Source organism: Nonomuraea sp. NPDC049709, assembly GCF_040674815.1.
GTDB lineage: Bacteria > Actinomycetota > Actinomycetes > Streptosporangiales > Streptosporangiaceae > Nonomuraea.
The window spans coordinates 18,938-32,029 of the sequence record NZ_JBFANM010000048.1 but is presented as its reverse complement, the minus strand read 5'-3'; the positions used below and the strand labels follow the sequence as shown (position 1 = coordinate 32,029).

Here is a 13,092-nt window from a genome sequence, read left to right as displayed (position 1 = left end):
GCCCACCACCAGCACTCCCCACACCGACCTGGCCCACCAGCGACCCCCCGCGTGACCAGTCCCATCACCGACCCCCCGCGTGACCAGTCCCATCACCAAGCACTCCGCGCACCCCGCCGGCCAACCGCCCGCAGTCCTCTTGCGGCCCTGCACCACCACCAGCGCTCCCCGCACCGCCCCAGACCACCACTAACACTCCCCGAACGCTGGCCATACCACCGCCCCCCGCACACGCTGGCCAACCACCCACACCCGCGCACGACCTCAAGCCACCACCGACACTTCCCACCACGGCCGGGTCCCACCCGCACTCCCACGGGACCCGACCCACCACCGACCAACCGGCCGCCGACGCTCACCGGCCTGGCGAGTGGAGACCCTCCACCTCTCAGCCAGACCGGCGAGCCCAATCGAACCCCGAGCCCAGCCCAGCATGGCCACGCACAGCTCAGCCCAGTACGGCCAAGCACAGCTCAGCCCAGTACGGCCAAGCACAGCTCACCCCAGCACGGCCACGCACAGCTCAGCCCATCCCAACCCGGCTCAGCCCAGCACGGCCACACGCAGCTCAGCCCATCCCAGCTCAGCTCATCCCAGCTCAGCTCAGCTCAGGCGACCGTCCACCCTCCGCGGGATGGACAGCGGGTTGCCCTCCTTGAGCTCATCCGGCAGCAGCGCCTCCGGCCAGTCCTGGTAAGCCGTGGGCGCCAGCCACCGACCGATCGCCGTGGCCCCCACAGACGTGTAGGACGTCGTGGCGGCAGGCCACGGACCGCCATGATGCATGGCCCAGCACACCGCGACCCCGGTCGGCCATCCGTTCCAGATGAGCCGCCCGGCCTTCCGCTCCAGGACGTCGACGAGCTCCGTGGCCTCGTCGGCGTCCGTGCCGTGCAGGGTCGCGGTCAACGACCCTTCGAGCCGCTCAAGCACCGGCCGCAGGTCCGAAATTTCGCGATAAGTCACCACGATCGACGCCGGACCGAAGCACTCCTCGCCGATGTGCGGCAGCTTGGCCGCGAACGTGTCGAGATCGGCGGTGAACACCTTGGGCGTGACCGCCCAGCTGCCCTCCCCCGGCTTGCCCTCGGCCAGCAGGTCCAGCTCGCCCAGCCGCTCGATGCCCCCGAGGTATCCGTCCCGGATCCGCTCGGCCAGCATGGGCCCGCCGGCGGTGCCCCCGACGGCCTCCACGAGCGCGTCACGCAGCTCGTCACCCTCGGGCACGAACACGAGCCCCGGGTTCGTGCAGAACTGCCCGACCCCCATCGTCAGCGACCCGGCGAACCCCGTGGCCACCTCCTTGACCGGCGCCGACGGCAGCACGACCACGGGGTTGACGCTACCGAGCTCGCCGAAGAACGGGATCGGCACCTCCCGCTCGTCGATCAGCTTCTGGATCGCCTTCCCACCGGCCACGGACCCGGTGAACCCGGCGGCGACCACACCGGAGTGCTGCACGAGATCGATACCGGCCTGCATGCCCTGGACCAGGCCCAGCAGGTCGGGGTTCGGCAGCGCCTCCCGTACGATCTTCGCGACCCGCTCGGACGTGTTCGGGTGCCCGGGGTGCGCCTTCACGACGACGGGGCACCCGGCGGCCAGCGCGGAGGCGGTGTCACCCCCGGCCACCGAGAACGCGAACGGGAAGTTGCTGGCCGCGAACACGGCCACGACGCCCTTCAGCGGGTGCTTCATCCGCCGCACGTCCGGCCGGGGCGGCGCGAGCGAAGGGTCGGCATGATCGATGATGGCCTCCAGGTAGCCACCATCCCTGATCACGTCGGCGAAGAGTCTGAACTGCCCCGCCGTACGCGCCACCTCGCCGCGCAGCCGTACCTCGCCGAGCGCGGTCTCCTCGTCGGCGAGCTGCCACAGCTCGTCCACATGTGCGGCGAGCGCGTCGGCGACGGCCTCCAGCGCGACGGCCCGCTCGGCCGCCGAGGTCGCCCGCCAGGCCGCTCCGGCGGCGGCCGCAGCAGAAACGATCATGTCGACCCCGGCACTGTCGGTCTCGGGCAGGGCGGCGCCCACGGTTCCGCCTGTCCTGGGGTCGTGTCCGTAGATCATCGAATGGCCCTTCGGAGTCTTGACACTTCTTCAGCCTGATTCTTACAGTTGCGGCAACTTGTCCACAAATCTGGCTATTGTTCACATATATGGACGGCGAGATGATCATCAGGCAGATCCACGTAACTCCCGTTGCCTTCCGGGATCCGCCCCTCTTGAACGCCGCCGGAGTCCACGAGCCGTGGGCTCTCCGTACCATTGTCGAGGTCGTCACCGACGAAGGTCTGTCCGGGTTGGGCGAGACCTATGGCGACCTTGATCATCTCGGCAAGGTGCGCGAGTGCGCGCAGGCGCTGATCGGCCTCGACGTTCACGCCCTGAACACGATGTACGCCCGGATCGGCGCGATCATCGGCGAAGCGGTGACCGACCTGCACGGCCTGACCGGCGTCACGACGACGGAGAAGAGCATCGACCGCATCTTCTCCCCGTTCGAGGTGGCTTGCCTGGACATTCGCGGCAAGGCGGCCGGTGTCCCGGTGTCGGACCTCTTGGGGGGCAAGGTCCGGGACGCGGTGCCGTACAGCGCGTACCTCTTCTACAAGTGGGCAGGCCATCCCGGCGAGGAGCCGGACAGGTTCGGCGCCGCGCTGGACGAGGCCGGCATCGTCGATCAGGCGGGGCTGCTCATCAAGGAGTACGGCTTCAAATCCATCAAGCTCAAGGGTGGCGTCTTCCCCCCTGACCAGGAGATGGCCGCGATCCGCGCGCTGCACGAGGCGTTCCCCGACGTGCCGCTTCGCCTCGACCCCAACGCCGCCTGGTCGGTGGAGACCTCGATCCGCGTCGGACAGGAGCTCGACGGAGCCCTCCAATACCTGGAGGACCCGACCGCCGGCATCCCCGGCATGGCCGAGGTGGCCGCCGCCGTCCCCATGCCCCTGGCCACGAACATGTGCGTGGTCACCCCGGAGCATCTCTCCCCCGCCATAGCGTCCCAGGCGATCGGCGTACTCCTCCTGGACCACCACTATTGGGGCGGCCTCGTACGCTCTTCGCACATCGCCGCCATGTGCGACGCCTTCGACCTGGCCATGTCGATGCACTCCAACTCCCATCTCGGGATCAGCCTGGCGGCCATGACGCACCTGGCCGCCGCCACGCCGAACCTCACGTTCGCCTGCGACACGCACACCCCCTGGCAGGACGGCCAGGACGTGGTCCTCCCCGGCGCCCTCCGCTTCGTGAACGGCGCCGTACCGGTCCCCACCGGCCCCGGCCTGGGGGTGGAGCTGGACCGGGACATGCTGGCGGTGATGAACGAGCAGTACGAGAGGTGCGGGATCACGGCCCGCGACGACACCTCGTACATGCGACGCATCGACCCCTCCTTCTCAGCAAGCAGACCCCGCTGGTGACCCCTCCCGAACCACCCCTCACTGACGCCCTGCGAGAGGAACCCCCAGGCGAACCCCCAAGCAGACCCCGCTCGCAAACCCCCGCAGGCGGACCGCTCGCCAACCCTGCCGGCAAACCCCGGCAAGCAGAGCCCACTGGCGAGCCCTCGCAACCGGACCCGCACGGAGGCCCTCGCAACCGGACCCGCACGGACCTTCGCAACCGGACCCTGCCCGCGCATCCCCACCCGCATACCCGGGCCGTCCCCGACAAGCGCACCCCCTCGCGAACCCTCACAACCAGACCCCGCCCGAACCCCACTGACGCACCCACGGAGACGCGCCACCCTTGCAAACAGCAGCAAGGGAAAGACCCTTCCACCGAGGGGCTGGACCGAGACCATCCAGCGAACCGCCCACCAAGACCGCCCAACGGGCCACCCGCTCAGACCGCCCACCGAAACCACCAACGAAAGCCGGCCGGAAACCAGACCTCCGGTGAGCTCCGGCAGCCAAACCGAACACCCGATAAACATCGGCAATGAAACCCACTGATGAACATCCTCAAGGAGACCCGCTGGTGAACGTCGCCTACCTCTACCCGTGGGACGTGGTCGGGGACCCGTCAGCCCCCAGCCGCCTGGCAGACCTCGGTGTCCAAGCGGTCGCCCTGGCAGCCAGCTACCACTCGACGAGGGCGGCCACGCCGTACCACCCCGCCCACCGCGTACTGGATGTTCCATATCCGGCCTTCTACCTCCCGGTCCGCCCGTCCTCCTGGTCCCGCCTGGTCCCCGCCACCCCCACGTGGACCCCCGCCGACGCCTACCTCCAGGCCAGGGATGCCCTGAAGGCCGCAGGCCTCCAGGTACACGCCTGGACCGTCCTCACCCACAACTCCCACCTGGGCAAAGCCAACCCCGACCTGGCCGTACGCAACGCGTTCGGCGACCCGTACCCCTACGCCCTCTGCCCGGCCCAAGAGGACGTCATCGAGTACTGCGAACACCTGGTCCAGGAGATCCTCGAGGTAGGCGAGCCGGACGGCCTGATCCTGGAGGCCTGCGGCCCGATGGGCTTCGGCCACCAGAGCGTCCACGAGAAGACATCCGGCGCTGACTGGACCCCCGTGGACAACGACCTTCTCTCTCTGTGCTTCTGCACAAGCTGCGCCCCCCGCTACCCCGAAGAAACAAGGACCGCAGTCCGCACCGCCATAGACCGCGCCACCAACCAAGCTCCTGACACCAGCGGCCACACTCCAAACACCACCGACCGGGCGCCCAATGCCGCCGACCAGGCCCCCAGCACCATCGAGGACGCCCTCGGGACATTGGCCGACGAGGTACGCACCATCCGCGTCGCCCTGTCAACCACCCTCCGTCAACGCCTGATCGCCACCGCCCGCAGCACCGCCCCCGACGTCCCCATCACCCTGCACGCCAACCCGGACCCCTGGGCCGCCGGCGCCTTCGCCCCTCTCCCCTCAGGCGAACCAGCAGCAGACGTCCTGGTCGCCAACTGCTGGGGCGACCCCGCCACCGACGCCATCCGCCTCACCCGCCTGAAGGAACTCTCCACACCAGGCCAGCGAGTAGGCGCCTACGTCCTAGCCCTCCCACCCCGCTCAGCCGACCCTGACACCCTGGCCGACCAGCTCAGAACGTACGCCAAGGCAGGAGCTTCAGAATTCCACCTGTACCACGCAGGCCTGGCCTCCCCCCAACGCCTGGCAGCCCTCTCCCAGGCCCTACGCCTCTACCCATAACCCCCTCCCACGATGACCCCCGACCCAAATCCCAAGTAGCTCTCTCAACCCGGACCACCACGCCCAAGCACCCGACAGTTCACTACCGAAAACCCGACCTCACACCACACCAGCCCAAGCCAGCCGAATACATACGGAGGCCACTCCGCCACAGCACCGCCCTGTAGCCCATAAAGCCATCCAGGGGCACTACCCCCTCCACCCACATAAAGCGCACCCTCGCACCACCGCTCTCTCTGCACACCACCTCACCTTCGACACCGCCCTCTCACTACCCGACGTCACCCTCAACTACCGCCCCTTGCCCACACGAACTCACCGGCATCAGCATCCCGAACGCGCGAATCCGCCGATCCCACACCAGAACCCTTCAGCCCCACCATCCCCCTCCTCCGCCCGAGACGCGGCCGGGATGGCGCCACCTCACCAACCCGCCACCCCAAGAGCCCTCACGTCTCCTCCACGCGCACTCTGCTGGTCCGCCTCAGGGCCCCATTCGATCCGCACCCCCATCACCAGCCCTTCGTGTGTATGGCGTCCGACATGGATAGGTTCATCACATGACTGATGTGCGAATCGTCTTTCGAAAGTACGGCGGCGCATTGCACTGGAACCACCCCGGCCGCCTACTTGGCGAGGATGAGCACGGCGTCTGGGCGGAAGTCCCAGGAGGAACAGTCGCCCGCAAGGGCGAAGGCCCGCCTGTCACGTGGGAGTCAACCGCGATCATGTTGTTCCCCCGGGACGCCTGGTGGACCGCATCCTTCAACATGCCACCTCACAAAAGCGAGATCTACGTCGACGTCACCACCGTTCCCGAATGGAAGGACGACGAGGTCACCATGCTCGACCTGGACCTGGACGTGATCCGCCTGAGGAACGGGCGCCTGATCCTCGACGACGAAGACGAATTCGCCGAACACCAACTCCTGCTTAATTATCCACCCGAATTAATCACACGGGCAGAAGAAACCGCACACTGGCTACTGGACGCAGTCGGAGAGAGAAAAGGCCCTTTCGGCGGCGCACATCTGGAATGGCTTACAAGAGCAACCTAATCCCATTCAACCCAAATTTCAGCACTCACCCAAGGCATCGCAAGCATAATCACCCGACAACCACTCATGCGACCACGGCCAAGACCGCGCAAGCCCACCGGCGACAATCTCATCCGGCAGCCGAAACCAGCCCACTCTCATACGCCGCAATAACAAGCTGCGCCCGATCCCGAGCCTCCAACTTGGCCAGCAACCGCGTGATATGTGTCTTAACCGTAGCCAAACTCACCTGCAAATAAGCAGCAATCTCACCATTCGACAACCCTCGCGCAATCAACATCAACACTTCCCGCTCCCGCTCCGTAACCCCCTCAAGCCCCTTCACCCGAGGCAGTACGGGCGTACGCGTGAACTCCTCGATCAGCCTGCGAGTAACCGTAGGAGCCAGCAGCGCCTCCCCACCCGCCACCACCCGAACAGCAGCAAGCAAATCCGCAGGCGGCGTGTCCTTCAGCAGAAACCCGCTCGCCCCAGCCCGAAGTGCATCGTAAACATAAGCATCCAGATCGAACATCGTCACAACCAAGACCCGAGCAACATCCTTGATACGCCGAGTAGCCTCGATCCCATCCATTTCCGGCATCCGTACGTCCATAAGAACCACGTCCGGACGCTCCTCCAACGCCACGGCAACCGCTTCAGCCCCGGTCGCAGCCTCTCCGACCACCTCCAAGTCGGGCTCGGAGTCGACCAGCACCCGGAAACTCCCCCTGAGCAACGCCTGATCGTCAGCGATGACCACACGGATCACTTGACCTCCTCATAGGGCAATTTCGCGAATACTCGAAACCCCCGCCCCGGAAGGCTCCCGGCTTCAAACGAGCCACCGTACATCATGACCCGTTCCCGCATCCCAATAAGCCCATGCCCGGCACCGGCAGAGGGCAGAGTGCGCCGCCCCGGCCCATCATCGGTCACCTCGATCCGTACATTCTTGCTGTCAGCGACCACTGACACCCGGCAGCGCGCGGGCGCGGCATGTTTCACAACATTGGTCAGCGCCTCCTGCACGATGCGATAAACCGACAGTGCCACGCCCTCAGGCAGCCGTTGCCACTCCTCTGCCCCTTCGCGTAGCCCTTCCTCGTCACCGGCCTCAATCCGGAGCTCGAGCTCCACGTCGACCCCTGCCAGCCGAGCCTGTCCCACCAAGCCCCGGATTCCCGCCAGGCCGGGCGCGGGTACCAGGTCGGGCACCGCCGTGGACCGCAGCACACCGAGCAGGTGGCGCATTTCGACCAGCGCACTTCGGCTGGCGGTCTCGATCACGCGCAAAGCGTCGTGCGCCTCTTCCGGCTTGGTCGCCAGGACGTGATTGGCGACGCCCGCCTTGACTGCGATCAGCCCTACGTTATGCGTGACCACATCATGCAGCTCGCGAGCAATCCTTAACCGCTCTTCCGTCACAGCCTGCGCCGCCAGCCGCTCGGCGTCACGGGCCGCGAAGAATCTGCGCTCCTGCACGGCGCGGCCGACCGTCCATGCCCCTCCCAGTGCCCCGATGCCCAACAGCGGCTGGTCGAGGTGCAACAGCCAGTTCGGAGCCGTGTCGTGCGGCGCGCCCGCCATGGTCAGGCCCAGGACAGCGGCCAAGCTGACGGCCGCGATGGCCGACGTAGGGATCGCCGGGCCGCGCCTGTCGGACAGAGCAACAACATAGAGGGCGTACGCAGGCGCGAGGTACGCGAATCCCACGGCGTCCACCAGCACGGCGTAGACGGCGAGCACCAGGGTGAAGCAGAAGACCGGCAGAGGCCACAGCCTTCGCAGGGCCAGCGGCAGCCCCAGTGCGAAGGGAAGGGCGATCCGCATCCACGGAGGCATGGCCGTGGCGTGAAGTGTCACCGTGAACAATGTGAACCCCAAGAACAACCCCACCAGCGCATCGAACATGATCAGCTGATGCCGGCTCAGGCTCCTGGCGAAGAAGGGGTGCGTGTCGTCCACGCGTTGAACCGTAGCCGCTGAACCCGCGTGCCCACGTCAACCCACGGTCTGACCTTGAGGTTCGAACCGTGGTCCGACGCGCCGGCGACCCACCGTCCCGCATCCTTTACCGCGTGATCGAACTCCAGCACCTCACCAAGCGCTACGGCGGCACGCTCGCCGTGGACGACTTGTCCTTCACGGTCCAGCCCGGCCACGTGACCGGCTTTCTGGGGCCCAACGGCGCCGGCAAGTCCACCACGATGCGCCTGATCCTCGGGCTCGACGCCCCGACGTCCGGCCAGGCCCTCGTCAACGGGCGTCGATACACCTCGTTGAGCAGGCCGATGCACGAGGTCGGGGCCCTCTTGGACGCCGGCGCCGTCCACGGTGGACGCAGCGCCTACAACCACCTTCTCTGCTTGGCCCGCACCAACGGCATCGGCCCGATACGCGTGGCCGAGGTCCTCGAGCAGGTCGGACTTTCGGGCGTGGCGCGCAAGCGCGTAGGCGGCTTCTCCCTCGGCATGAAACAGCGGCTCGGCATCGCGTCCGCACTGCTCGGTGATCCGGGCGTGCTGATGTTCGACGAACCGGTCAACGGCCTCGATCCCGACGGCGTGCGCTGGATCCGCGATCTGATGCGTTCGCTGGCCGCCGAGGGCAGGACCATCCTGCTGTCCAGCCATCTCATGAGCGAGATGGCTCTCACCGCCGAGCGCATCGTCATCGTCGGCCGCGGCAGGCTCGTCGCGGAGGCCACCGTCGCAGAGCTGACAACGCGCTACCCATCGCTCGAAGACGCCTATATGGCCTTGACCGCCGACAGTGTCCAATATGGAGCGGCCCGATGAAGACGGTCCTTTCCTCCGAATGGCTGAAGCTCCGCTCGGTGAGAGCGACTCATCACGCGATCGGCATCGCAGCCCTGATGGTGGTCCTGGGCGTCATTTGGACGTTCTACGTGAGCAGCCTCGCCGACGAGCGCGGCACACTCCGCGCGGCCGCACCCGAGGAGGGTTTCCTGCCGCTGGTCCAGATCAGCCTGGCAGTGCTCGGCGTGCTGGCGATCACGTCCGAATACGCCACCGGCATGATCCGCACCAGTCTCGTCGCAGTCCCGAAACGCAGCACCTTACTCCTGGCCAAAGCAGGCATCGTCGGCCTGGCCACGTTCGTGGCCGCCAATTCGACCCTCCTGCTCACTTATGCCACGAGCCGCCTGATCGCGAACGATCGTCACCTCGGCTTCAACGAGACCTCATTCGCCGACGACCTGCCGATGCTGTTCGCGTCCGGCCTCTCGGTGACCGCACTTGCCCTGGTGGGGCTCGGCCTCGGCGCGGCCATCCGATCCACAGCGGGAGCCATCGTGTCGGTCGTGGCCATGCTGTTCGTGCTGCCCGGCGTGGTCAACTACCTGCCTCCACCGTGGAACATGCGCATCGCCACACTCCTGCTGCCGAACCTCGTTCCCCAAATAGCGGATCAGCGATTGTCGTCCCGCCTCGGCAACGGCTTCCTACCTCCCTGGGCCGCGCTCGCGGTGCTCCTCGCCTACCCGATCGTCGCGCTCACCATCGGCTACTACGAGTTCAAGCGGAAAGACGCGTGACCGTCCCCATTCCAACCTCGCAGCCCCGCACCAGTCCTCCACCCGCCCACCCAGCCTGCCTCTCGCCCACCCATCCGGCCGACGACAACAGCCAGCGAACGCCTCCCGAGAAAGCAACCACGAGAACGAATCCATGGATGAGACCGCTCAGCTACGCGCCGGTACGCACATGAACATCCTCACCTCCGAATGGCTGAAGATCCGCTCGGTCCGTTCGACCTACCTGATCCTCGCCCTCAGCCTCAGCACCGTCCTTCTCGGCCTGGCAATCGCCGCAATGGCCGCGGGCACGTACGACGCGGCTCCCCCTGAGCAGCAGAGCAGAGCCCGGATCGCGCACCTGGAGGAGGCCCTCGTGATCGTTCCCCAGCTCTGCATGGGCATCCTGGGCGTCCTGATCATGACATCCGAATACGTAACAGGCCTGATCAGGACGAGCCTGACCATAGTCCCCCGTCGCTGGCCCGTCCTAGCCGCCAAATCCGCGATCGTCGGCATGCTGGGTCTGATCGTCGGTGCGCTGGCCGTCTTCGGCACCTATTTCGCGGCTCGAAGCGCGCTCGGCGACCGCTTCTCCGGTGCGTACTCCACCGCATTCGGAGACCGGCTACCGCTCCTGCTCACGCACAGTCTGACAGTGGCGATATTCGCGCTGCTCGGCCTGGGGCTCGGCGCACTCCTGCGCTCCACGGCAGGCGCGACGGCGATCATCGCAGGCCTCGTCTACGTAGTACCCATCATCATCGGCAACATCCCCGAGCCGTGGAACGAACGCCTCGGCTCACTGATGATCGGCGCACTACCCCGTCAGATCACCGGTGACCTCATCACCACTTCGGTGTACGGCTCGCTCCTGCCTCCCGCGGCAGCCGCCGCAGTCATGATCGCGTACGCGGCCGTTCCCCTGCTTGCGGCTATCTGGCTGGTACGCCGAAGGGACGCCTGACATGTGGACCCCGCCGGTTCCAAGGATCTCGATGCCATCGCTCCTGCGGCGCCATGCCCTCACGCATCAGGCCGCCAGTCGCCTGCTCCAGCAAACACGACAGAGCTTCCGGCGCATCGCCCCTGTCCTTCCCGGGGTCCGCCTCCGTCACATCACCCGGCCTCTCCCCGGGGCCCGCCTCCCACGCAGCACCCATCTTCTTCCGAGGGGTCGCCTCCGTCGCATCACCCGTCTTCTTCCCGGGGTCTGCCTCTACCCACACCCAAGCTCACAGCCCACGGACATCACCACCACTGGTGAACCATCCAGTAATCCGTCGCCCCTGCCCGCTACCAAAACCGCCGCAGGAGTGCGACTGATCCGCTCCAGCACGTCCGCAACCGCGCAGCGCGCCGAAGGCCCCGCACCATCACCTGGCGAACAACTGCCCGTCCAGACCGTCCAAGACGGCCCCGTGGCCTTGCCCGTCACCTCGCAGCCACGACAACAACCGCCACCACCGCCACAGCAACAGTGGAGCCCGGACGAAGTCACCGCTACATACGGTCTTCCAACCGCGCGCGCCTTCGACCCTCCACAGGTGCGACAGACGGATACGCACGCCCTTCCGCAGGTACGACAGTCCACGGCGCACGCCCATCCACCGGTACGGCAGACGAGAACGTCTGCCGTACCGTCAGCAGGCTCAGACTTCGAGCACCACAGGGATGATCATCGGACGACGGCGATAGGTGTCGCTGACCCAGCGCCCCACCGTACGGCGCACGACCCGGCGGATCTCCTGCATGTCGACGACGCCATCCGCGGCCTTCTCCTGAAGGGCCCTCTCGATCTGCGGAATGAACTCGTCGAACTGCATGGGGTCGATGCCCGACCCGCGCGCGTGGATCTCGGGGCCGGCGGTGAGCTTGCCCGTGTTGGAGTCGACCACGATGACCACGGAGATGAACCCCTCGTCGCCCAGGATCCTGCGGTCCTTGAGCGAGGTGTCGGTGATCTCGCCCACGGACGAGCCGTCGACATAGACGTACCCGGCATGGACCGCGCCGACGATCTTGGCGCGGCCATCGACCAGGTCCACCACGACGCCGTCCTCGGCGATCACGATGTGGTCATCGGGAACGCCGGTGAGGGCCGCGAGCTTGGCGTGCGCGCGCAGATGACGCCACTCACCGTGAACGGGCATGAAGTTCGACGGACGCGTCAGGTTGAGGACGTACAGGAGCTCGCCGGCGGCCGCGTGACCGGAGACGTGCACCTTGGCGTTGCCCTTGTGCACAACCCGGGCGCCCCACCTGGTCAGCCCGTTGATGACCTTGTTGACAGCGGTCTCGTTGCCCGGCACCAGGGACGAGGCGAGCAACACGGTGTCGCCCTCGGCGATGCGAATCGGGTGATCGCGGTTGGCCATTCTGGACAGTGCCGCCATCGGCTCGCCCTGGGAGCCGGTGCAGACGAGCACCACATCCTTGGGCGGCCATTCCTCGATGTCGCGCGAGTCGACGATCAGCTCCGGCGGCACCTTGAGGTATCCAAGGTCACGGGCCACGCCCATGTTGCGCACCATCGACCGTCCGACCAGGGCCACCTTGCGGCCGTGCCTGGCAGCGGCGTCCATGACCTGCTGGATGCGGTGCACGTGCGAGGCGAAGCTGGCCACGATGACGCGTTGCTCGGAGGTGCGGATCACCTCATCGATGACCGGCGCGATCTCCCGCTCACTGGTGACGAATCCCGGCACCTCGGCGTTGGTGGAGTCGGACATCAGCAGATCGACGCCCTCGGTGCCGAGCCTGGCGAACCCGCCGAGGTCGGTGAGGCGGCCGTCGCTCGGCAACTGGTCCATCCGGAAGTCGCCGGTGTGCAGGACGATGCCCGCAGGCGTCCTGATCGCGACGGCCAGAGCGTCGGGGATCGAGTGATTGACCGCGAGGAACTCGCAGTCGAAAGGCCCGAAGACGTGGCGTTCGCCCTCGATGACCTCGAGTTTGGTCGGTTGGATTCGATGCTCGGTCAGCTTGGCCTCGATCAGGGCAAGCGTGAGCTTGGAGCCGATGAGCGGGATATCGCGCCGCTCGCGCAGCAGATACGGCACCGCCCCGATGTGGTCTTCGTGGGCGTGGGTCAGCACCACGGCCTCGACGTCGTCGAGCCGGTCCCTGATGTACTCGAAGTCAGGCAGGATGAGGTCGACACCCGGCTGGTCGGGCTCGGGGAACAGCACCCCGCAGTCGACGACCAGCAGGCGACCGTCATATTCGAAGACGGCCATGTTCCTGCCGATTTCCCCCAACCCACCGAGCGCGACGATGCGCAAGCCGCCTTCAGGCAGCGTCGGCGGGGGGCCAAGCTCAGGATGCGGATGGCTCATG

General features: G+C 66.8%; 10 protein-coding genes. 6 read left to right on the top strand and 4 right to left on the bottom strand.

Annotated features, from left to right (window positions below; genetic code table 11):
* Window positions 1-603: 603 nt before the first annotated feature.
* Window positions 604-2,070 (bottom strand): aldehyde dehydrogenase (NADP(+)), encoded by a 1,467-nt coding sequence (locus tag AB0J69_RS38695; protein ID WP_364128207.1) that lies wholly within the window; start codon window positions 2,068-2,070, stop codon window positions 604-606.
* A gap of 89 nt (window positions 2,071-2,159) precedes the next feature.
* Between AB0J69_RS38695 and AB0J69_RS38690 the strand changes: the two genes are divergently transcribed.
* The 3 genes from AB0J69_RS38690 to AB0J69_RS38680 all read left to right on the top strand — a co-directional run bounded on the left by AB0J69_RS38690 (window position 2,160) and on the right by AB0J69_RS38680 (window position 6,233).
* On the top strand, window positions 2,160-3,428 hold the full coding sequence (locus AB0J69_RS38690) for a glucarate dehydratase family protein (protein ID WP_364128204.1): 1,269 nt from the start codon (window positions 2,160-2,162) through the stop codon (window positions 3,426-3,428).
* A gap of 559 nt (window positions 3,429-3,987) precedes the next feature.
* Window positions 3,988-5,175 carry a hypothetical protein gene (locus tag AB0J69_RS38685; RefSeq protein ID WP_364128201.1) on the top strand — a complete coding sequence of 396 codons (1,188 nt, stop codon included), beginning with the start codon at window positions 3,988-3,990 and terminating at the stop codon, window positions 5,173-5,175.
* 560 nt (window positions 5,176-5,735) lie between these two features.
* Window positions 5,736-6,233: a DUF402 domain-containing protein gene (locus AB0J69_RS38680; RefSeq protein ID WP_364128198.1), complete on the top strand. Its 498-nt coding sequence runs from the start codon at window positions 5,736-5,738 to the stop codon at window positions 6,231-6,233.
* Between the two features lie 109 nt (window positions 6,234-6,342).
* On the opposite strand, the gene AB0J69_RS38675 is transcribed toward AB0J69_RS38680, so the two are convergent.
* The gene (locus AB0J69_RS38675; RefSeq protein WP_364128195.1) at window positions 6,343-6,984 is read right to left on the bottom strand and encodes a response regulator transcription factor; all 642 of its coding nucleotides are present in this window, start codon (window positions 6,982-6,984) and stop codon (window positions 6,343-6,345) included.
* Window positions 6,981-8,180 (bottom strand): sensor histidine kinase, encoded by a 1,200-nt coding sequence (locus AB0J69_RS38670; RefSeq protein ID WP_364128193.1) that lies wholly within the window; start codon window positions 8,178-8,180, stop codon window positions 6,981-6,983. Before AB0J69_RS38670 ends, AB0J69_RS38675 begins: the two co-directional genes overlap by 4 nt.
* 113 nt (window positions 8,181-8,293) lie before the next feature.
* On the opposite strand from AB0J69_RS38670, the gene AB0J69_RS38665 reads away from it, so the two are divergent.
* The 3 genes from AB0J69_RS38665 (at window position 8,294) to AB0J69_RS38655 (ending at window position 10,720) form a co-directional block, all read left to right on the top strand.
* Window positions 8,294-9,013, top strand: a complete 720-nt coding sequence (locus AB0J69_RS38665) for an ATP-binding cassette domain-containing protein (protein ID WP_364128190.1) — start codon at window positions 8,294-8,296, stop codon at window positions 9,011-9,013.
* Window positions 9,010-9,774, top strand: coding sequence for an ABC transporter permease subunit (locus tag AB0J69_RS38660; RefSeq protein ID WP_364128187.1), 765 nt, complete (start codon window positions 9,010-9,012; stop codon window positions 9,772-9,774). The genes AB0J69_RS38665 and AB0J69_RS38660 overlap by 4 nt, the downstream gene beginning before the upstream one ends.
* 133 nt (window positions 9,775-9,907) lie before the next feature.
* Window positions 9,908-10,720: an ABC transporter permease subunit gene (locus AB0J69_RS38655; RefSeq protein WP_364128184.1), complete on the top strand. Its 813-nt coding sequence runs from the start codon at window positions 9,908-9,910 to the stop codon at window positions 10,718-10,720.
* Window positions 10,721-11,405: 685 nt separating this feature from the next.
* Here AB0J69_RS38655 and AB0J69_RS38650 read toward each other — a convergent pair.
* Window positions 11,406-13,091, bottom strand: a complete 1,686-nt coding sequence (locus AB0J69_RS38650; RefSeq protein ID WP_364128181.1) for a ribonuclease J — start codon at window positions 13,089-13,091, stop codon at window positions 11,406-11,408.
* Window position 13,092: the final 1 nt, after the last annotated feature.

Excerpts from the sequence above, each read along its gene's own strand:
- AB0J69_RS38660 (WP_364128187.1), top strand. The coding sequence starts at position 9,010 with ATGAAGACGGTCCTTTCCTCCGAATGGCTGAAGCTCCGCTCGGTGAGA.
- AB0J69_RS38690 (WP_364128204.1), top strand. The coding sequence starts at position 2,160 with ATGGACGGCGAGATGATCATCAGGCAGATCCACGTAACTCCCGTTGCC.
- AB0J69_RS38695 (WP_364128207.1), bottom strand. The coding sequence starts at position 2,070 with ATGATCTACGGACACGACCCCAGGACAGGCGGAACCGTGGGCGCCGCC.
- AB0J69_RS38655 (WP_364128184.1), top strand. The coding sequence starts at position 9,908 with ATGGATGAGACCGCTCAGCTACGCGCCGGTACGCACATGAACATCCTC.
- AB0J69_RS38650 (WP_364128181.1), bottom strand. The coding sequence starts at position 13,091 with ATGAGCCATCCGCATCCTGAGCTTGGCCCCCCGCCGACGCTGCCTGAA.
- AB0J69_RS38680 (WP_364128198.1), top strand. The coding sequence starts at position 5,736 with ATGACTGATGTGCGAATCGTCTTTCGAAAGTACGGCGGCGCATTGCAC.